The following is a 19,126-nucleotide window of genomic DNA, read 5'->3' as shown; positions in this document are numbered from 1 at the left end:
GCTCACAAGATGTCCTATTTGGGTAAGTTTCGGACATGAGCAAGGCCGGAACCACCCTGGCAGCGACGGCGGACCCGCAAGCGACCGCCGTCCGGCTGCCCCGGCGCCGTGGCATCGAACTCGCCCTCATCGTCGTCGCCGTACTCCTGTCGGTGTACGGCTACTGCGATGTCGGCCTGGCGAGAAACGGCTCAGTCCCGCCCGGCGCCGCCGGTTACGGCGCCGGGCTGGGCGTGCTCGCGCTGCTGGCGCACATCGCGGTGCGCCTCCGCGCCCCCTACGCCGACCCGCTTCTGCTGCCGATCGGCGTGCTGCTCAACGGCCTCGGCCTGGTGCTGATCTACCGGCTCGACCTGGAGACCCCGGGCGACCGGGCGGCGCCCACCCAACTCGTCTGGTCGACGCTGGGCGTGGGCCTGTTCATCGTGGTGGTTCTTCTCCTGCGCGACCACCGGGTGCTCCAGCGCTATGCGTATGTGTGTGTCGTCGCCGCCCTCGCCCTGCTCACCCTCCCGATCTTCTTCCCGGCGGTGAACGGCGCCCGGATCTGGATCCGGATCGCCGGATTCTCCATCCAGCCGGGCGAGTTCGCGAAGGTGCTGCTCGCGGTGTTCTTCGCCGCGTATCTCGCCGCCAACCGCAACGCGCTGCGCTACACCGGCCGCCGCATCTGGCGTCTGAAGCTCCCCACCGGCCGGGTCCTCGGCCCGATCGTCACGATCTGGCTGCTGAGCGTCGGCGTGCTGGTCCTGGAGCGTGACCTGGGGACGTCGCTGCTGTTCTTCGGACTGTTCGTGGTGCTGCTGTACGTCGCCACCGGGCGGACCGGCTGGATCGCGGTGGGCCTGCTGCTGGCCGCGCTCGGCGCCGTCGCCGTCGGCTGGCTGGAGCCGCATGTGCACAGCAGGGTCCAGGACTGGCTGCATCCGTTCGCGTCGATCGAGGCGGGCCAGGGCGCCAACCAGCTGGCCCAGACCCTCTTCGCCTTCGCGGCGGGCGGCGTGCTCGGCACCGGCCTGGGCCTCGGCCACTCCGTGCTCATCGGCTTCGCCGCCAAGTCGGACTTCATCCTGGCGACGGCGGGCGAGGAGCTGGGCCTGGCCGGCCTGGCCGCGATCTTCCTGTTGTACGGCCTGCTCGTGGAGCGCGGCTACCGGGTGGGCCTGGTACTGCGTGATCCGTTCGGCCGGCTTCTCGCGGTCGGTCTCGCCTCGATCGTGGCGCTCCAGGTGTTCGTGATCGCGGGCGGGGTGACGGGCCTGATCCCGCTGACCGGTATGGCGATGCCGTTCCTCGCGCAGGGCGGCTCGTCGGTCGTCACCAACTGGGCGATCGTGGCGCTGCTGGTCCGGGTGAGCGACTCGGCACGGCGGCAGTACGACGGGGAGGTCGCCCCATGACCCGCTACATCAGGCTCGCCGCGGCGTTCTGCGCCCTGCTCCTGGTCGCGCTCCTGGTGAACGCCGCCCGCATCCAGGTCTTCCAGGCCCGGTCCTACGACGACAGTCCGGCCAACCGCCGCCAGAGCATCGCCCGTTACGGCCAGCCGCGCGGCGACATCCTGGCCGGGGGCGCCCCGCTCACCGGCTCGGAGGACACCCGCGAGCAGCTCCGCTACGAACGGACGTACGCGCACGGCCCGATGTACGCGCCGGTCACCGGCTTCGCCTCGCAGGAGTACGGCACGACGTTCCTGGAGCACGCCGAGGACGAAGTCCTGTCCGGCACGGCCCCGATGCTCCGGCCGTTCCCCCTGTGGAACGACTTCACGCGGTCGCAGAACCCGGGCGGTGACGTCGTGACGACGATCGAACCGGCCGCGCAGGAGGCGGCGTACGAGCGGCTCGGCGGGCGCAAGGGCGCGGTGGCGGCCATCGAGCCGGCGACGGGACGGATTCTGGCGCTGGTGTCCACCCCGTCGTACGACCCGGCCGTCCTGTCCGGGAACGGGGTGATGGCGAAGGAGTCCTGGGAGCGGCTGAACGGCGACCGGGACAAGCCGATGCTCAACCGGGCGGTACGGCAGACGTATCCGCCGGGCTCCACCTTCAAGGTGGTGACCGCGGCGGCGGCGCTGGACGCCGGGGTCATCAGGGATCTGGACGAGCCGACGGACTCGCCCGACCCCTACACCCTCCCCGGGACCAGGACCTCGCTGACGAACGAGGCCGACAGCTGCCGGGACGCCTCGCTGCGGGAGGCGTTCGTGTGGTCGTGCAACACGGTGTTCGCGAGGCTGGGCGTGCGGGTGGGTGTGGAGGCCATGGCGCGGACGGCCGAGGCCGTCGGTTTCAACGACACCGAGGCGAGGATCCCCTTCTCGGTGGCGCCGAGCACCTTCGACACCTCGGTGGACAGGGCGCAGCTGGCGCTGTCGTCGATCGGGCAGTACAACACGCGGGCCACGCCCTTGCAGATGGCGATGGTCGCGGCGGCCGTGGCGAACGGCGGGCAGGTGCGCTCGCCCTACCTGGTCGAGCGGACCACCCGGGCGAGCGGTACGACGATGTCGACGGCCGGGTCGCGCCCGCTGCGGCAGATGATGCTCCCGTCGACGGCCGTCCGGATGAAGCGGCTGATGACCGACGTGGTGACGAAGGGCACCGGCCGCAATGCCGCGATCCGCGGCGCGACCGTCGGCGGCAAGACCGGCACGGCCCAGCACGGCGTCGACAACTCCGGGACGCCGTACGCCTGGTTCGTCTCCTGGGCGCACGGCGACGGCGACATCGAGCCGAAGGTGGCGGTCGCGGTGGTGGTGGAGGACGCGTCGGCGCACCGGGGCGAGATCAGCGGGGGCGGGATGGCGGCGCCGATCGCCCGGGCGGTGATGAAGGCGGCGCTGAACTCGTAGGCGGGCGTGCTCGATTGCTGAGACGGGGGTACCCGTGGGCGCCCTTCCCGACCTACCGTTCGGTCCATGACGACTGCTGAAGCGTACGAACTCGCCCAGGTGAACATCGGCCGCCTCAAAGCACCTCTGGACTCATCCGAGTTGAAGGACTTCGTCGACGCCCTGGACCCGGTCAACGCCGACGCCGACGCGGCCGACGGATTCGTCTGGCGACTCCAGAGCGACTCCGGCGACGCGACGGACGTGCCCGTCTTCGGCGACTCCTGGCTGATCATCAACATGTCGGTGTGGCGTGACACGGACGCCCTGGTCGCGTACATGTACCAGGGCCGCCACCGTGAGATGCTCGCCCGCCGCCGCGAGTGGTTCGAACGCGTCCAGGAGGCGATGGTCACCCTGTGGTGGGTGCCCGCCGGCCACCGCCCCACCGTCGCCGAGGCGGAGTCCCGCCTCCTGCACCTGCGCACGAACGGCCCGACCCCGTACGCCTTCACCCTGCGCACGTCGTTCCCCGCACAGGGCGCGCAACCGGTGGCCCTGGAGGTCCCGGACGACCTGGGCTGCCCGGCGTAGCGCTCCGCGGGGAGGGCCGCGATTGGCCGTCGATCGCCTGCGGGTCCATCGTGGCTGGTCGCGCAGTTCCCCGCGCCCCTTCGGGGCGCTGCTGCACCGCACCGAACTTCGCCGGGCCCCCTTAGCCCTCACTCGCTCCGAGGTCGACGGCCTGCCGCACCTCCGCGACCCGGTCGTGCTCCTCCGCCGCGAAGCGTTCCGCGTCCAGTTTCTCGGCGATCTCCTCGTCCTGCGCCATCAGCAGATCCAGGTTCGAGTCGCCCATCTCGAAGACCCCCATGTCGACATAGGCCTGTTGGAGGCGCTTGCCCCACAGGCCGATGTCCTTCACGCAGGGGACGATGCGGCTGAACAGCAGCTTGCGGAACAGGGCGAGGAATTCGGACTGTTCGCTGTACTCCTCGGCCTCCGCCTTCGGGATGCCGAAGTTCTCCAGCACCTCGACCCCGCGCAGCCGGTCCCGCATCAGATAGCAGCCCTCGATGACGAACTCCTCGCGCTCCCGGAGTTCGGCGTCGCCGAGCTGGCGGTAGTAGTCGCGCAGCGCCATCCGGCCGAAGGCGACGTGCCGTGCCTCGTCCTGCATGACGTAGGCCAGGATCTGCTTGGGCAGGGGCTTGTCGGTCGTGTCGCGGATCATGCCGAAGGCGGCCAGCGCGAGGCCCTCGATGAGCACCTGCATGCCCAGATAGGGCATGTCCCAGCGCGAGTCCCGCAGCGTGTCGCCCAGCAGGGACTGGAGGTTGTCGTTGATCGGGTAGAGCAGGCCGATCTTCTCGTGCAGGAAGCGGCCGTAGATCTCGGCGTGCCGGGCCTCGTCCATCGTCTGGGTCGCCGAGTAGAACTTCGCGTCCAGGTCGGGGACCGACTCGACGATCCTGGCCGCACAGATCATCGCGCCCTGCTCGCCGTGCAGGAACTGGCTGAACTGCCAGGACGCCAGATGCCGGCGCAGCTCGCCCTTGTCGCGGTCCGTCATCTTCGCCCAGTACGGGGTTCCGTGGATGCTGATCGACTCGTCGGGCGTGCCGAGCGGGTCGTACGGATCGACCTCCAGGTCCCAGTCGATCCGCTTCTGTCCGTCCCACTGCTTGTCCTTGCCCTTCTGATAGAGGGCGAGGAGGCGGTCGCGGCCGTTGTCGTACTCCCAGTTGAAGCGTGCGGCGCCGGTCGCCGGCACGCGCCACAGGGGGTCTCCCGGGTCCATGGCGTACAGGTCTTCAGTCGGCATGCACCGCAGGCTCCTACTTGGTAGACGCGGGGTCAACAAGTCGCGCGCAAGGGATTGACGGCCTTGCTGACAAGCGGTCTCATAAGCGCATGACGACCGTCACCGAAGCCGACGCGCTCGACGGGCTGCGCGATGCACTCGGCCTGCTCAAGGACCGTGAGCAGGTGGCCGAGCGGTTGCTCGCCTCGTCCCTCAAGCACTCCTTCGACCCCGACAAGGAACTGGACTGGGACTCGCCCTTCGAGGAGGGCAAGTGGTTCTGGCCGCCGGAACTGGTGTCGCTGTACGACACTCAGATGTGGCGGCGGATGAGCGAGGAGCAGCGGATTCTGCTCTCGCAGCACGAGGCCGCCGCGCTCGCCTCGCTCGGGATCTGGTTCGAGATCATCCTGATGCAGCTGCTCACCCGGCACATCTACGACAAGGCGGCGACGAGCGCGCATGTGCGCTACGCGCTGACCGAGATCGAGGACGAGTGCCGGCACTCCAAGATGTTCGCCCGGCTGATCTCGCACGGCGGGACACCGTGGTACCCGGTGAGCCGCGTGCACCAGAACCTGGGCCGCCTGTTCAAGACCATCTCCACCACCCCCGGCTCCTTCACCGCGACGCTCCTCGGCGAGGAGGTCCTCGACTGGATGCAGCGACTGACCTTCCCGGACGAGCGGGTACAGCCGCTGATCCGGGGCGTGACACGGATCCACGTGGTGGAGGAGGCACGTCATGTGCGGTACGCGCGGGAAGAGCTGCGCCGCCAGATGGTGACCGCCCCGAGGTGGTCCCAGGAGTTCACCCGGGTCACCTCCGGTGAGTTCGCCCGCGTGTTCTCGGTGGCCTTCGTGAATCCCGAGGTCTACACGAACGTGGGGCTCGACAAGCGCGAGGCCCTGGCGCAGGTGAAGGCCAGTGGGCATCGGCGGGAGGTCATGCAGACCGGAGCGAAGAGGTTGACCGACTTTCTGGACGACATCGGAGTGCTGCGGGGTGCGGGGAGGCGGCTGTGGCGGTCATCGGGGCTGCTGGCTTGATGCAGGGTGCGGGCGGGTGGGGCTGGTCGCCACAACGAACCCGCAGCCCGGCGACTACGCTGCACCCCATGACCTCCGCCGCCCCTACCCCCGCCTACCGGCGGCTGAGCGTCGAGGAGCGGCGAAGCCAGCTCCTGGACGCCGCGCTGGGACTCTTCGCACACCGCGCCCCCGAGGACGTGTCGCTGGACGACGTGGCAGAGGCGGCCGGAGTCTCCCGCCCGCTGGTGTACCGGTACTTCCCGGGCGGCAAGCAGCAGCTGTACGAGGCGGCACTGAGATCCGCGGCGGACGAGCTCGAGCAGTGCTTCGACGAGCCCCGCGAGGGCCCGCGCCTGCCCCGGCTGGTGCGGGCCCTCGACCGCTACCTCGCCTTCGTCGACGAGCACGACGCCGGATTCAGCGCCCTCCTCCAGGGCGGCAGCGTCGTCGAGACGTCCCGCACGACCGCCATCGTGGACGGCGTACGCCGGGCGGCCGCCGAGCACATCCTGAGCCATCTCGGCGTCAGCGACCCCGGCCTGCGGCTGCGGATGACCGTACGCATGTGGATCACGGCGGTGGAGGCGGCCTCGCTCATCTGGCTCGACGAGGGCAAGCAACCGCCCCTCGACGAGCTGCGGGAGTGGCTGGTGGAGCAGTTCACGGCCGCGCTGACCGTGACCGGGGCGCGCGATCCGCAGACCGCCGCCCTGGTCGAGGCCCTCGCGGCGGATGGCTGACACTGGTGCCGTGAAGAGCGAAGACACCCCCTTCGAGGGCGGGCCGATGGACGGCCGGGTCCTGCCCGTGCTGCTGGGCGTGACCGGGCATCCGCCCAAGACGTACCGCATCCCCGTCCCGGCCCCCGACGGCGGCCCGCCCACCGTGCTCGTCTACCGCAGGGTGCCGCGCGGGCGGGGCAAGCGGCTCGGGCTGACGCAGGGGTGGAAGTACGAGTACGACCCCGAGGGCAAGTCGGACAGCCGGCTCAGGTGGCCCTGGTCCAAGCCAGACACCACGCCGGGCGGCAAGCGGGACGACACCGACGAGTGACGGAGTTGCGCCGAACCGCGCACACCCCGCGCGCGGGCCCGGCGACCGCGTCTGATGCTCACGGTGCGGAGCGGAGGGGCCGCCCGCACCGGAGGTGACGACATGTCAGGACGCGTGCTGCGTCTGGTCTGTACGGCAGCGGTGGCGACCCAGGCTGTCCTCGCGGGCACACCCGCCGCGGCCGTACCGGAGCCCGGCGACCGTTCCGTGGCCCGGCTGCTGACGGATCTTCAGCGGCTGTACCGGGAGGCCGAGCGGGCCACCGAGACCTACAACGCCACCGAGGAGCAGCTGAAGAAGCAGCGCACCGAGGTCGACCGGCTGGACCGCGCCCTCGTGCGGACCAGGCTCTCCCTGCGCGACAGCAAGGGAGCCGCCGGCCGGCTCGCGCGACAGCAGTACCAGAGCAGCACCGAGATCTCCCCGTACGTACGGCTGCTGCTGGCCCGCGATCCGCAGCACGCGCTCGACCAGGGGCATGTGATCGGGCAGTTGGCGCGCGAGCGGGCCGAGACCGTGACCCGGCTCACCGGAACCGAGCACAAGGCCGACGACATCGCCCGCAAGGCCCGCATCGCCCTCGACCGTCAGCTCTCCCTCGCCGCACGGCAGAAGAAACAACGCGACGAGGTACGCAAGCGGCTCCACGACGTCGAGAAGCTGCTCGCCTCCCTCACCGCCGAACAGCTCACCGCCCTCACCGAGTTCGAGAAGAACGACACCGACAGGGCACAGCAGAAGTTCATGGCCTCCGGCACCCTGAGCGACAACCGCCCGCCCTCCCCGAAGGGCGACCGCGCGCTGCGCTACGCCGTACGCCAGCTCGGAAAGCCCTACGAATGGGGAGCCGAGGGCCCCAAGACCTACGACTGCTCCGGCCTCACCTCCGAGGCCTGGAGCCACGCGGGAACCCCCATCCCCAGAACCAGCCAGGAGCAGTGGGCAAAGCTCCCGAGAGTCTCCCTCAAAGACCTGCGCCCCGGAGACCTGATCATCTACTTCCCCGAGGCCACACACGTCGCGATCTACCTGGGCGACGGAAAGGTGGTCCACGCCCCAAGAACAGGCGAGAAAATCAAGCTCTCCCCCATCGCATCCAACCCGATCCTAGGAGCCGTACGCCCAGACGAACGCGCCCCGAAGGGGCGCGGGGAACTGCGCGATCAGCCACAAACAACCCGCAGCCGCCAGCTCCCCGATCCCCCAACGGCGACTAGGCCACAGAACCCAGGTACGCAGCCGTCTTCTCCGGCTCATAGAAGAAGTTCTCAAAATCGGCCGGATCATTGAACCCGTTGGCGAACCGATCGGCGACCGGCGGCAGTTGCCCCGCCGCACCGATCAGATTCAGGATGTGCTCCGGCGGCGGAGCCAACATCGCGTTCGTCCACTTCGTGACGTGCTGAGCGGTGTCCCAGTAGCGCTCGAAGGTGGCCCGCATCCAGGTCTCGTCGAACTCCCCCTCCCCGTGTTCGAGGATCGAGGCGAGATACGAAGCCGCGCACTTGGACGCCGAGTTGGAGCCCTGTCCGGTGATCGGGTCGTTCGCGACGACGACATCGGCGACGCCGAGCACCAGCCCGCCGCCGGGCAGCCGCCCGATCGGATTGCGGACGGTGGGCGCGTAACGCCCGGCCAGCACGCCACCCGCGTCGGTCAGTTCGACCTTCGTGGCCCGCGCGTGCTCCCACGGCGTGAACCGCTCCATGAGTTCCAGGGTCAGGGAGAGGTGCTCCGCCGGGTCCTTGACGCCCTTGAAGGCGTCGAGCGGGCCGCCGGGTATGCCCTCCCAGAACAGGATGTCGGCGCGGCCGGAGGTGGTGAGCGTCGGCATGACGAAGAGCTCGCCGACGCCGGGCACCAGGTTGCAGCGGACCGCGTCGAACTCCGGGTGCTCGGGACGCGGGCCCAGTCCGTGGACGTACGCCACGGCCAGGGCGCGCTGCGGCTCGGCGTACGGGGAACGCTCAGGATCCCGGCCGAACATGGACACCAGCTCGCCCTTGCCGGCCGAGACCAGCACCAGGTCGTACGTACGGGAGAAGTAGTCCAGGTCGGAGACCGCCGCACCGTGGATGACCAGCTGGCCGCCGCGCTGGGCGAACGTCTCCATCCAGCCGGCCATCTTCACCCGCTGGTCGACCGACTGCGCATACCCGTCGAGATGGCCCAGCCAGTCGATGGCGCGCGCCGCGGGACCCTCGCTCCAGGAGCCGGGGGCGGCGACCGAGACGCCGAGTCCTTCGATCTTCGGGGCCTGGGACTCCCAGAAGTTCAGCTGGAGATCGCGCTCGTGCTGCAGTGCGGTGTGGAACATGCACTGCGTCGACATGACCCGGCCGTTGCGGATCTCGTCCGCCGTCCGGTTGGACATCAGGGTGACCTCGTACCCGTTCGACTGGAGTCCGAGGGCGATCTGGAGACCGGACTGGCCGGCTCCGACGACGAGTATCTTCCGCATGCGGGGGCTGTTCTCCTACTCGGGTGTGACGTCCAGCGCGTGGCCCACCAGAGCCAGGAGGGTCTCGATCACCGAGATCCGGCGGCGCGCATCCATGATCATTACAGGTATGTGCGCGGGGATCGTCAACGCCTCCCGCACGTCCTCCGGCTCGAACCGCTCACTGCCGTCGAAGTGGTTGACCCCGACGATGTACGGCAGCCCGCGGCTCTCGAAGTAGTCCAGCGCGGGGAAGCAGTCCTTCAGGCGCCGGGTGTCCGCGAGGACCACCGCGCCGATCGCGCCGCGCACCAGGTCGTCCCACATGAACCAGAACCGCTGCTGGCCCGGCGTACCGAACAGGTACAGCACGAGGTCGTCGTCGAGCGTGAGCCGGCCGAAGTCCATGGCCACGGTGGTGGTCAGCTTCTCCGGCGTGCCGGTGAGGTCGTCGGTGTCCTCGCCGGCCTGGGTCATCAGCGCCTCCGTCTGGAGGGGCGTGATCTCCGAGACCGCGGTGACCAGCGTGGTCTTGCCGACGCCGAAGCCGCCCGCGACGACGATCTTCGTGGCGACGGGGGCGCGGGTGCGGTCCGTCTGCCAGGACCGCAGGTTCTCGTCCGGCTCGGGATCGACGAGCGGGGGGACGCCTCTCGCGGCGTCAGAGACGACGGAGTCCACTCAGCACCCTTTCCAGCAGCGCGCGGTCCGGCCGGCCCGTGCCGTGGCCGGTTCCGGTGCCGTACACACGGATCTTTCCCTGGTCCGCCAGGTCGCTGATGAGCACCCGGACCACGCCGAGCGGCATCTTCAGCAGCGCGGCGATCTCGGCCACCGTGCGCATACGGCGGCACAGTTCGACGATGGCCCGCATCTCCGGCATCACCCGGTTGGTGAGGGAACCATTCGTCAGTTCCCTGCGCTCCTCGGGGGCTTCGAGGGCCGCGGTGCTCGCCACGAACGTCTCCACGAGGAGGACATGTCCGAAGCGGGTACGGCCGCCGGTGAGCGAGTAGGGGCGCACCCGGGCGGGCTTGCGGTCGCCGCCGCGGACGGGAAGCTTCTTCGGCGTATCGCTGCTCATCGGGCACTCCCCGTCGACTCGGCTTCCAGCGATTTTCGTAGCTCGCTGCGGAGTTCGGGTGTCAGGACGTGTCCGGCACGGCCGACGAACAGCGCCATGTGGTACGCCACGACACTCATGTCGCAGTCCGCGGAGCCGTGCACTCCGAGCAGCGAGCCGTCACTGATCGACATCACGAACAGGCTGCCCTCCTCCATCGCGACCATCGTGTGCTTCACCGTGCCGCTCTCCATGAGCTTCGCGGCGCCGATGGTGAGGCTGCCGATGCCGGAGACGACGGTGGCGAGGTCGGCGGAGGAGCCGCGGGGGCCGGTGGGGCGGGTGGTGAGGGCCTCCCGCGCCGCGGCGTTTCTGCCCGGGTCGGAGGAGAGCAGCAGCAGTCCGTCGGAGGAGACCACCGCGACGGACTGGATGCCCGGCACCTCCTCGACGAGATTCGTCAGCAGCCAGTGCAGGTTCTGGGCTTCACTGCTCAATCCGAAGGTACTGGGCGCGGTCAACTGCTTGCCTCCTCGACAGTGCCCCCCGTGGCTTCTTCGGCTTGTGCGTCGTGCGGTGCGGGTGCGGTGGGTACCCGGGTCTCGCCCGTCCGTTCGGCGATCTCCGCCTCCACGTCGCGGTAGCCCGCCTCCGCGCCCCGGCGGAAGCCGCCGAGGCGGCGGCGCAGGGCTTCGGCGTCCACGGAGCCGCCGCGGGGTCGCTGCGCTTGGGCGGGAACGGTGATCTTCGGGGTGCGCTTGGGCAGGCCCTTGTCGGTGACGCGTTCCTCGGGCTCGTCGGGGGTGCGCTGGTGTTCCGTCTCCGCTTCCGCCTCGGCTTCGCCTTCGGCGGGATTGTTCCCACCCGCACCATCCGTGCGGGATTCGTCGTCGGGTGCGGGTGGCGCCTGTGGGGCGTCCTCGCCGTCGGCGGCCGCGGGTTCGGTGGGGACGACCAGGAGTTCGACCGTCGTCTCGGTCGGATGCTCCCGCGGCTGTGCCGGGTCCGGTACGGGCCTGTCGGCGTCGGCTGTTTCCCGTACGGCCTTCTCCGCCAGCGCGACCAGGAGGTCGCCGTTGCCCGAACGGCCGGGCAGGACGTTGGAGTTGGCCTCGGCGTCCGCGCCCGGGGACGACGCCGGGGCGGCGATGGTCGGGGCCGCGGCCAGCAGGCCCTTCGGCAGGACGACGACCGAGGCCACACCGCCCTGCTTCTGCTCGCGCAGCTGGACGCGGATACCGTGCCGGTGGGCCAGCCGGGCCACCACGTACAGGCCGAGGCCGAGACCCTCCTCGCCCTCCAGGTCGTACGTGGCTTCCGGGTCGAAGTCGGCGAGCCGGGCGTTGAGCCGGGACATCCGCTCGGCGGTCATGCCGATGCCCTCGTCCTGGACGGAGAGCATGACCTCGCCGCTCTCCAGCAGCCAGCCGGAGACGTCGACATGCAGGTCGGGCGGCGAGGACGCGGTCGCGTTCTCCATCAGTTCGGCGAGCAGATGGCTCAGGTCGTCCGCGGCGAACCCGGCGATGTGCGCATGCGGCGGCAGCGCGGCGATACGGACCCGCTCGTACCGCTCGATCTCGCTCACCGCGGCCCGTACGACGTCGATGAGCGGCACGGGCCCGACGCTCTGCTGGACGTGTTCGGTGCCGGCGAGGACGAGGAGGTTCTCGCTGTGCCGGCGCATGACGGTGGCGAAGTGGTCCAGCTTGAAGAGCGTGGCCAGCCGGTCGGGGTCCTGCTCGCGCTCCTCCAGGCCCTCGATGACGCCGAGTTGGCGCTCGACGAGGCCGAGGGTGCGCAGCGCGAGGTTGACGAAGGTGGCGCCGATGCTGGTCCGCAGGCGTTCCAACTGGGCGGCGGAGTCGGCGAGTTCGGTCCGCAGCTGCTCGCGGGCGTCGGCCATCTTCTGCCGCTGGCCGACCAGGTGCTTGCGGTCGGCCTCAAGTGTGGCGACCCGCTCGTGGAGGGCGACGGCCTGCGCGTGCAGGGCATTGACGGAGCGGACGACCTGGGCGAACTCGTCGTTGCGGCCGGTGAAGGTGACGGGTTCCTCGGCGGCGGCGTCCTCGGCGTTCGCCAGCCGGGCCGAGCCGCGCTTGAGGACGGACAGCGGGCGGGTGAGCGTACGCGCCATGGCCGTGGCGATGCCGATGGTCAGCAGGACCAGCGCGCCGAGGACGGCGATCCGGATCTCCAGCTCGGTGACGTCGTCGTCGCGCAGCTGGGCCAGATCCTTGGTGCGGCGGTCGAAGAGCGCGGACTCGGCGCCGCGCATCGCGTCGATACGGGCGGACAGGGCGGCGTTCGCCTTGTCGGCACTGGTGCCGACTTCACCGTCGGAGAGGGTCGGCTGGTCGGTGAGGGAGGCGAGGTACTTCTCCGCGGAGTTGACCTCGGGTCCGGTGACCGTGGAGTCGAACGACGTCCGGGCGGACTTGGGCGCGGTGTCGCGGAACTCGGCGAGCGCCGCGTCGGAGCGCAGCCGGGCCTCCTGGGCGGCGGCGGTGAGGGCGTCGCGCTGCTTGCGGTCGGCGTCGGAGGACTGCGTGACCGTGGTGGACAGACCGGTGACGGGGTCGATGACCGTCTGGGTGGTGCGCGGGATGTTGAGCGCGGCGAGCAGCAGTCCGCGGGTGGCGGCGGCCTGCTGGACGGCGGAGTCCAGCTCGGCGAGGGCGTAGGCGCCGGAGCCCGCGCGGGGCGGCATCTGCTCGGCCAGCTGCTCCGTGAGCCGGTGGAGTTCGGCGATGGCGGCCGTGTAGGCGCGGTGCGTTTCGAGAGCGGTGCTCTTTCCGGTGAGCGCCGCTCTCCGTACCGGCGCGATGTCGTCGAGGTCGGACCGCAGTGAGGCGGGCGTGTCCGTGTCGGCGCGCAACTCCTCGACCTGCCGGTCGACGCGGGCGCTGCGCTGCTCGCTCGGCGCCTTGGACTTGGCCCGGCCGGCCGCGATGTACGAGGTCACCTCGTCCCGCTCGTCGGCGAGCGAGTGGGCGAGCGCGAGGGCGTCCTCGGTCTGTTCCGAGAGCGTCACCAGTTCCTGGGAGTCGCTCAGTTGCCCCGAGGCGGTGATGAGGGAGGGCGCTCCGGCCGCGGCGACGGCGGCGGCCACCACGGCTACGGCGACGATGAGCCGGTTGCGTACGTGGGTCGGACGGCCCTGCCCGGCGAGCGTGTCCGACGTGTGCTCCGCACCCCCCTGGGAGGCCGTCTGCTTGCCTGTACGACGAGGCCGCGTCTTCTGCACCGGTGCTCGCAATCCTGACTCGTGATACCCATGGGCCCGGGTGGCGCTGCGTCAACTGGTGCTACCAGCCGGTGTGTCCGCCCCGGTACGGTCCCCGACCCTCCCATGCCGGTGGGCAGTGGTCGCGCATCACCTGACCCGCCACCCGAAGGAGTGAACCCCGGTCGGTAGTTGGCGGGCAAGTTCCCGTGGCGCTTTCGACAGCGCCTCGCGGCGGGCCGGTTGGACGTCTGCGGCGCGCGATGGCACTATGTGCCGCCGCGCCTTCCCGGAGTGAACCATTCCACCCCATTTCAGGCGTCTGACCTGCAAGGGTCCTACGCGGGTGCGCCAATTCGGCGACCGTTGCGACCCCTTGACGAAACTCGTGAAGAGCTCGTGGAGACTGGCCGAATGCGAACCGAAGTTGTCTGCGAGCCCGGCGACCCGACCCACCCCAACGAGGACTTCGCAAGTGTCGCCGTACCGGCTTCCGGACAGGGCGGCGCCGTTGTCGTCCTGGACGGAGTGACACCCCCGAAGGACGGCACGGGCTGTCTCCATTCCGTCCCCTGGTACACCGCGCGCCTCGGTGGAGCCCTGACCGAACTGACCGTTTCACTCCCCGATGTTCCCCTCGCCGAGGCCCTTGCCATGGCGATCACGCGTACCGCCGAGTCCCACGCGCAAACCTGTGACCTTTCTCACTCACGCACCCCACAGGCAACCGTGGTCCTCACCCGGTGGTCCGGGGCAACGGTCGAGTACCTGGTCCTCTCCGACTCGGCGCTCCTGGTGGAGTCCACGGACGGCACGGTCACGGCCCTCCTGGACGACCGTCTCTCCCGGCTCCCCCGCACCTCCCTCTCCACCGACGCCGTCGCCGACGCCACGGTCCGCAACAAGGAGGGCGGCTTCTTCACCGCCGCCGCGGACCCCTCGGTCGCGGCGCGAGCCGTGACGGGCGTTCTGCCCCGCGCCGAGGTCCGCGCCTTCGCCGCCCTCACCGACGGCGCGACCCGCTGGGTCGAGAAGTTCCACGAGGGCAACTGGGCGGACTGCTTCGACCTCGTACGGAAAGAGGGAGCCGGGGCGCTGGTCGCGCGGGTACGGGCACTGGAACTGGCGGACACGGAACGGCGGTTCCTGCGGCGGAGCAAGACGCACGATGACGCGACGGTGGTGTACGTGGAGCTGTAGTGCAGCGCCCCGAAGGGACGCGGGGAACTGCGCGACCAGCCACGACGGCGCAGCAGACGACCGACGACCGTTCGCGGCACCGCCAATCACGGCACACCCCGCGGAGCGTTCAGCCCTCCATCTGCCGGTTCAGCTGATGCAGCAGCCGTGCCAGCTCGGCGACCTCACCGCGATCCCAGTGGGCGAGCTGGTTGACGTACCGAGCCCGGCGTGCCTCCCGCACCTTGCCCACCCGGCCGCGCCCCTCCTGGGTCAGATGGATCAGCCAGGCCCGCCCGTCCGCCGGGTCGGGTTCGCGGGCGACCAGGCCGAGGTCCTCCAGGGCGCGGAGCTGACGGGACATCGTGGCCTTGCCGACGCCGATGTAGGCGGCGAGATCCGTGGCGCGCTGGCCGCCGAGTTCATCCAGACGGACCAGCAGACCGTAAGCGGCGGACTCCAGGTCGGGGTGGACCTCGCGGGCCATCTCGCCCTGGTTGGCGCGGGCCCGTCGCAGCAGCACCGTCAGCTCGCGTTCCAGGGACAGGAATTCCCGGTCCACACCACTCGGCGACGCGTCGGATTCGACTCCATGTCCGCCGCCGTTTCCGTCTTCTTGCACGTCAGTCCCTACCTTGAACTTCCCGGTCCGGAAAGTTTCCGCCAAATGCCGTCATCGCCGCAGCTCCGCCAGTATTTCGCAGGCGTAGACCAACGGCAGCCACCGGACCCCCTTCCCACCCGGTCGTCTACGTGCGTAGCTTCTTTACCAGGAAATTGCTGGCATGCCCACGCCAGCAAGGGCCGGCAACGACGTACCCCCACCGCGTTCCCCACCGAGCACAACCGAGCCCTCGGAGGCACGCTATGACCGTGCACAGACCTGGATCGGTACACCCTCACCGGCTCACCCTCGCCGGCATCCTGCTCGCCGCCCTCTCCCTCCTCCTGGCCCTCGCCGCCCCGGCCAACGCCGACGAGGAGCTGAACCCCAACGCCGGAGTGCTCGGCCGCGGCTCCGCCTACATGGGCATGGGAGTCGTCGCCCACGACGGCCAGGGGGACTTACCTCCCGACCCCCGCGCCACCCAGACGGAGGGCGTGGACGTCTCCAGCCATCAGGGCGACGTCGCCTGGTCCACCCTGTGGAGCAGCGGCGTCAGATGGGCCTACACGAAGGCGAGCGAAGGGACGTACTACACGAACCCCTACTTCGCCCAGCAGTACAACGGCCCCTACGACGTCGGCATGATCCGTGGCGCCTACCACTTCGCCACCCCGGACACGACGACCGGCGCCGCCCAGGCGAACTACTTCGTCGATCACGGCGGCGGCTGGTCCCGCGACGGCAAGACCCTGCCCGGCGCCCTCGACATCGAGTGGAACCCGTACGGAGCAGCCTGCTACGGCAAGACCCAGAGCGAGATGGTCAGCTGGATCCGCAGCTTCGTCACCCAGTACAAGGCCCGCACCGGCCGCGACCCCGTCATCTACACGGCAACCAGCTGGTGGACCCAGTGCACCGGCAACTACGCCGGCTTCGCCACCGCCAACCCGCTGTGGATCGCCCGGTACGCGTCGACCGTGGGGACACTGCCGGCCGGTTGGGCGTACCACACCATGTGGCAGTACACGTCCTCCGGCCCGACGGTCGGGGACCACAACAAGTTCAACGGTGCTTTGGACCGGGTGCAGGCGCTGGCCAACGGCTGATTTCCCGAGGTACGGCGAAGGCCCGGGCCCCCTTGCGGGGTCCGGGCCTTGCCTGTCCGGTCGCGCCCGTCACGCCGCGATCGGAACCTCCGGGGTCGCGCCGTTCGTGGCCGGCGACAGGGCCAGTTCCAGGACCTGGCGGACGTCGGTCACGGCGTGGACGTCGAGCTTGTCCAGCACCTCGGCCGGGACGTCGTCCAGGTCCGGCTCGTTGCGCTTGGGGATGATGACGGTGGTGACGCCCGCCCGGTGCGCCGCGAGCAGCTTCTGCTTCACGCCGCCGATCGGGAGGACCCGGCCGGTCAGCGAGACCTCGCCGGTCATCGCCACGTCCGTACGGACCAGGCGGCCGGAGAGCAGCGACGCCAGTGCGGTCGTCATCGTGACACCCGCGCTCGGGCCGTCCTTCGGCACCGCGCCCGCCGGGAAGTGGATGTGCACGCCCCGGTCCTTCAGGTCGGCCACGGGCAGTTCCAGTTCGGCGCCGTGCGAGCGAAGGAAGGACAGCGCGATCTGCGCCGACTCCTTCATGACGTCACCCAGCTGGCCGGTCAGGGTCAGACCCGCCGCGCCCGTCTCCGGGTCGGCCAGCGACGCCTCCACGAACAGGACGTCACCGCCCGCTCCGGTGACCGCGAGGCCGGTGGCGACACCGGGGACCGCCGTACGGCGCTCCGCCGGGTCCTGCGCGGACTCGGGCACGTGGTGCGGCCGCCCGATCAGACCGCGCAGGTCACCGTCCCCGACCGTGAACGGCAGCTCCCGCTCGCCCAGTTCGTGCTGCGCCGCCACCTTGCGGAGCAGCCGTGCGATGGACCGCTCCAGGGTGCGGACGCCCGCCTCGCGTGTGTACTCGCCGGCGAGCTTGCGCAGCGCGCCCTCGTCGATGACGACCTCGTCCTTGTTCAGGCCGGCCCGCTCCAGCTGACGCGGGAGCAGGTGGTCGCGGGCGATGACGATCTTCTCGTCCTCGGTGTAGCCGTCGAGGCGGACCAGTTCCATCCGGTCGAGGAGGGCCTCCGGGATGGCCTCCAGGACGTTCGCCGTGGCGAGGAAGACGACATCGCTCAGGTCGAGTTCGACCTCGAGGTAGTGGTCGCGGAACGTGTGGTTCTGGGCCGGGTCGAGGACCTCCAGGAGGGCTGCCGCCGGGTCGCCCCGGAAGTCCGAGCCCACCTTGTCGATCTCGTCCAGCAGGACGACCGGGTTCATCGAACCGGCCTCCTTGATCGCGCGGACGATCCGGCCGGGCAGCGCGCCGACGTACGTACGCCGGTGGCCGCGGATCTCGGCCTCGTCGCGGACGCCGCCGAGGGCGACGCGGACGAACTTGCGGCCCATGGCGTGGGCCACCGACTCGCCGAGGCTGGTCTTGCCGACGCCGGGCGGGCCGACGAGGGCCAGGACGGCACCGCCGCGCCGCCCGCCGACGACTCCGAGCCCCCGGTCGGTACGGCGCTTGCGCACCGCCAGGTACTCGGTGATCCGCTCCTTCACGTCCTGAAGGCCCGCGTGCTCGGCGTCCAGGATCGCCTGGGCGCCCTGGATGTCGTACGCGGCATTGTCATCGGTTCGCTCGTTCCACGGCAGTTCGAGGACGGTGTCCAGCCAGGTGCGGATCCAGGAGCCCTCCGGCGACTGGTCGCTGGACCGCTCCAGCTTGTCGACCTCCTTGAGGGCGGCCTCGCGGACCTTCTCGGGCAGGTCGGCGGCCTCGACACGGGCGCGGTAGTCGTCGGACTCCTCACCTTCCTGCTCGCCGTTGAGCTCGCGCAGCTCCTTGCGTACGGCCTCCAGCTGGCGCCGGAGCAGGAATTCGCGCTGCTGCTTGTCGACGCCCTCCTGGACGTCCTTGGCGATGGTCTCGGCGACGTCCTGCTCGGCGAGGTGGTCGCGCAGCTGCTGGGTGGCGAGCTTGAGGCGGGCCACCGGGTCACCGGTCTCCAGGAGTTCGATCTTCTGCTCGGTGGTGAGGAAGGGCGAGTAGCCGGAGTTGTCGGCGAGGGTGGAAACATCGTCGATCGCCTGCACGCGGTCGACGACCTGCCAGGCGCCGCGCTTGCGCAGCCAGGCGGTGGCGAGGGCCTTGTACTCCTTGACCAGTTCGGTGACATGCCCCGGCAGCGGCTCGGGCACGGCCTCGTCGACCCTGGTCCCCTCGACCCACAGTGCGGCGCCCGGCCCGGTGGTACCGGCGCCGATCTGCACACGTCCGCGTCCACGGATGAGGGCGCCCGGGTCACCGTCGGCGAGCCGGCCGACCTGCTCGACGGTGCCGAGCACACCGGTGCTCGGGTAGGCCCCGTCGACGCGCGGCACCAGCAGGACCTTCGGCTTTCCGGGCTCTGATCGGGCGGCGGCCTGTGCGGCCTCCACCGCGGCACGCACATCGGCGTCATTCAGGTCCAGCGGCACCACCATCCCGGGCAGCACGACCTCGTCATCGAGCGGCAGCACGGGCAGGTTGAGTGTTACGGGGGTGGTGGACTCGGCAGCCATGATCGTCCTCTCGACAATGAAGTTGAGCTATGCCGACTCAATGCTTGTGAGCCCCTCGTTGTTCCCCAAGCCTCGTTCGCTCTGAGCGATCACCCCGATTCGCGAGGTCACCGCCATCGCGGGGGCCCACCCCCCTGGCCGGAGCGCGCCGACGCCCTCTGCCACAACACCGCAAGGCCGCCGCGACATCCCCGCAATACCGTTCACAGGAACCGTCCGCACACTGCAAGCTCGCTCACAGACTGTGGGAGCGTCCGAACGGGGACGCATGGGGATGCACGGGGA

Annotated in this window: 17 protein-coding genes; 9 read left to right on the top strand and 8 right to left on the bottom strand. The window is 70.2% G+C overall.

Annotated features, from left to right (window positions below; all coding sequences use genetic code 11):
- Positions 1-35: 35 nt before the first annotated feature.
- The 3 genes from ACIHFB_RS29310 (at position 36) to ACIHFB_RS29300 (ending at position 3,427) form a co-directional block, all read left to right on the top strand.
- Entirely contained in the window at positions 36-1,400 is a 1,365-nt protein-coding gene (locus tag ACIHFB_RS29310) for an FtsW/RodA/SpoVE family cell cycle protein (RefSeq protein WP_400128535.1), read from the top strand.
- Positions 1,397-2,854 carry a penicillin-binding transpeptidase domain-containing protein gene (locus ACIHFB_RS29305; protein WP_400128533.1) on the top strand — a complete coding sequence of 486 codons (1,458 nt, stop codon included), beginning with the start codon at positions 1,397-1,399 and terminating at the stop codon, positions 2,852-2,854. The genes ACIHFB_RS29310 and ACIHFB_RS29305 overlap by 4 nt, the downstream gene beginning before the upstream one ends.
- 66 nt (positions 2,855-2,920) lie before the next feature.
- Positions 2,921-3,427 (top strand): DUF3291 domain-containing protein, encoded by a 507-nt coding sequence (locus ACIHFB_RS29300; RefSeq protein ID WP_365283828.1) that lies wholly within the window; start codon positions 2,921-2,923, stop codon positions 3,425-3,427.
- 121 nt (positions 3,428-3,548) lie between these two features.
- Here the strand turns inward: ACIHFB_RS29300 and ACIHFB_RS29295 are convergent, their stop codons facing one another.
- The gene (locus ACIHFB_RS29295) at positions 3,549-4,658 is read right to left on the bottom strand and encodes a ferritin-like domain-containing protein (RefSeq protein WP_400128531.1); all 1,110 of its coding nucleotides are present in this window, start codon (positions 4,656-4,658) and stop codon (positions 3,549-3,551) included.
- Positions 4,659-4,747: 89 nt separating this feature from the next.
- Here ACIHFB_RS29295 and ACIHFB_RS29290 point away from each other — a divergent pair, with 89 nt between their 5' ends.
- The 4 genes from ACIHFB_RS29290 (at position 4,748) to ACIHFB_RS29275 (ending at position 8,011) form a co-directional block, all read left to right on the top strand.
- Positions 4,748-5,686, top strand: a complete 939-nt coding sequence (locus ACIHFB_RS29290; RefSeq protein WP_400128529.1) for a diiron oxygenase — start codon at positions 4,748-4,750, stop codon at positions 5,684-5,686.
- Positions 5,687-5,754: 68 nt separating this feature from the next.
- Positions 5,755-6,408, top strand: coding sequence for a helix-turn-helix domain-containing protein (locus ACIHFB_RS29285; protein WP_365283834.1), 654 nt, complete (start codon positions 5,755-5,757; stop codon positions 6,406-6,408).
- A 10-nt stretch (positions 6,409-6,418) separates the two neighbouring features.
- On the top strand, positions 6,419-6,721 hold the full coding sequence (locus tag ACIHFB_RS29280; protein WP_400128527.1) for a hypothetical protein: 303 nt from the start codon (positions 6,419-6,421) through the stop codon (positions 6,719-6,721).
- Positions 6,722-6,823: 102 nt separating this feature from the next.
- Positions 6,824-8,011, top strand: a complete 1,188-nt coding sequence (locus tag ACIHFB_RS29275; RefSeq protein WP_400128525.1) for an NlpC/P60 family protein — start codon at positions 6,824-6,826, stop codon at positions 8,009-8,011.
- Here ACIHFB_RS29275 and ACIHFB_RS29270 read toward each other — a convergent pair.
- The 5 genes from ACIHFB_RS29270 to ACIHFB_RS29250 are packed head-to-tail and all read right to left on the bottom strand — an operon-like array spanning position 7,935 to position 13,471.
- The gene (locus ACIHFB_RS29270) at positions 7,935-9,182 is read right to left on the bottom strand and encodes a styrene monooxygenase/indole monooxygenase family protein (RefSeq protein WP_365283840.1); all 1,248 of its coding nucleotides are present in this window, start codon (positions 9,180-9,182) and stop codon (positions 7,935-7,937) included. The two genes, ACIHFB_RS29275 and ACIHFB_RS29270, sit on opposite strands and share 77 nt — an antisense overlap.
- A gap of 15 nt (positions 9,183-9,197) precedes the next feature.
- Entirely contained in the window at positions 9,198-9,842 is a 645-nt protein-coding gene (locus tag ACIHFB_RS29265; protein WP_365283842.1) for an ATP/GTP-binding protein, read from the bottom strand.
- On the bottom strand, positions 9,823-10,245 hold the full coding sequence (locus ACIHFB_RS29260; protein ID WP_400128522.1) for a DUF742 domain-containing protein: 423 nt from the start codon (positions 10,243-10,245) through the stop codon (positions 9,823-9,825). Before ACIHFB_RS29260 ends, ACIHFB_RS29265 begins: the two co-directional genes overlap by 20 nt.
- On the bottom strand, positions 10,242-10,745 hold the full coding sequence (locus ACIHFB_RS29255; RefSeq protein WP_365283846.1) for a roadblock/LC7 domain-containing protein: 504 nt from the start codon (positions 10,743-10,745) through the stop codon (positions 10,242-10,244). The genes ACIHFB_RS29260 and ACIHFB_RS29255 overlap by 4 nt, the downstream gene beginning before the upstream one ends.
- On the bottom strand, positions 10,742-13,471 hold the full coding sequence (locus ACIHFB_RS29250; protein WP_400128520.1) for a nitrate- and nitrite sensing domain-containing protein: 2,730 nt from the start codon (positions 13,469-13,471) through the stop codon (positions 10,742-10,744). Before ACIHFB_RS29250 ends, ACIHFB_RS29255 begins: the two co-directional genes overlap by 4 nt.
- 393 nt (positions 13,472-13,864) lie before the next feature.
- Here ACIHFB_RS29250 and ACIHFB_RS29245 point away from each other — a divergent pair, with 393 nt between their 5' ends.
- Positions 13,865-14,650: a protein phosphatase 2C domain-containing protein gene (locus ACIHFB_RS29245; RefSeq protein ID WP_400128518.1), complete on the top strand. Its 786-nt coding sequence runs from the start codon at positions 13,865-13,867 to the stop codon at positions 14,648-14,650.
- A gap of 109 nt (positions 14,651-14,759) precedes the next feature.
- On the opposite strand, the gene ACIHFB_RS29240 is transcribed toward ACIHFB_RS29245, so the two are convergent.
- Positions 14,760-15,251, bottom strand: a complete 492-nt coding sequence (locus ACIHFB_RS29240) for a MarR family transcriptional regulator (RefSeq protein ID WP_365283852.1) — start codon at positions 15,249-15,251, stop codon at positions 14,760-14,762.
- Between the two features lie 245 nt (positions 15,252-15,496).
- On the opposite strand from ACIHFB_RS29240, the gene ACIHFB_RS29235 reads away from it, so the two are divergent.
- Positions 15,497-16,342: a lysozyme gene (locus ACIHFB_RS29235; RefSeq protein WP_400128515.1), complete on the top strand. Its 846-nt coding sequence runs from the start codon at positions 15,497-15,499 to the stop codon at positions 16,340-16,342.
- Positions 16,343-16,411: 69 nt separating this feature from the next.
- On the opposite strand, the gene lon is transcribed toward ACIHFB_RS29235, so the two are convergent.
- Positions 16,412-18,841 carry an endopeptidase La gene (gene lon / locus ACIHFB_RS29230; RefSeq protein ID WP_365283856.1) on the bottom strand — a complete coding sequence of 810 codons (2,430 nt, stop codon included), beginning with the start codon at positions 18,839-18,841 and terminating at the stop codon, positions 16,412-16,414.
- Positions 18,842-19,126 lie beyond the last annotated feature (285 nt).

Origin of the sequence: Streptomyces sp. NPDC051963 (assembly GCF_044593495.1) — a bacterium.
Classification (GTDB): Bacteria; Actinomycetota; Actinomycetes; order Streptomycetales; family Streptomycetaceae; genus Streptomyces.
This window is presented reverse-complemented; position numbering and strand designations above follow the sequence as displayed.

Coding starts and splice junctions, on each gene's coding strand:
- ACIHFB_RS29310 (WP_400128535.1), top strand. CDS start 36: ATGAGCAAGGCCGGAACCACCCTGGCAGCGACGGCGGACCCGCAAGCG.
- ACIHFB_RS29305 (WP_400128533.1), top strand. CDS start 1,397: ATGACCCGCTACATCAGGCTCGCCGCGGCGTTCTGCGCCCTGCTCCTG.
- ACIHFB_RS29300 (WP_365283828.1), top strand. CDS start 2,921: ATGACGACTGCTGAAGCGTACGAACTCGCCCAGGTGAACATCGGCCGC.
- ACIHFB_RS29295 (WP_400128531.1), bottom strand. CDS start 4,658: ATGCCGACTGAAGACCTGTACGCCATGGACCCGGGAGACCCCCTGTGG.
- ACIHFB_RS29290 (WP_400128529.1), top strand. CDS start 4,748: ATGACGACCGTCACCGAAGCCGACGCGCTCGACGGGCTGCGCGATGCA.
- ACIHFB_RS29285 (WP_365283834.1), top strand. CDS start 5,755: ATGACCTCCGCCGCCCCTACCCCCGCCTACCGGCGGCTGAGCGTCGAG.
- ACIHFB_RS29275 (WP_400128525.1), top strand. CDS start 6,824: ATGTCAGGACGCGTGCTGCGTCTGGTCTGTACGGCAGCGGTGGCGACC.
- ACIHFB_RS29270 (WP_365283840.1), bottom strand. CDS start 9,182: ATGCGGAAGATACTCGTCGTCGGAGCCGGCCAGTCCGGTCTCCAGATC.
- ACIHFB_RS29260 (WP_400128522.1), bottom strand. CDS start 10,245: ATGAGCAGCGATACGCCGAAGAAGCTTCCCGTCCGCGGCGGCGACCGC.
- ACIHFB_RS29245 (WP_400128518.1), top strand. CDS start 13,865: ATGCGAACCGAAGTTGTCTGCGAGCCCGGCGACCCGACCCACCCCAAC.
- ACIHFB_RS29235 (WP_400128515.1), top strand. CDS start 15,497: ATGACCGTGCACAGACCTGGATCGGTACACCCTCACCGGCTCACCCTC.
- lon (WP_365283856.1), bottom strand. CDS start 18,841: ATGGCTGCCGAGTCCACCACCCCCGTAACACTCAACCTGCCCGTGCTG.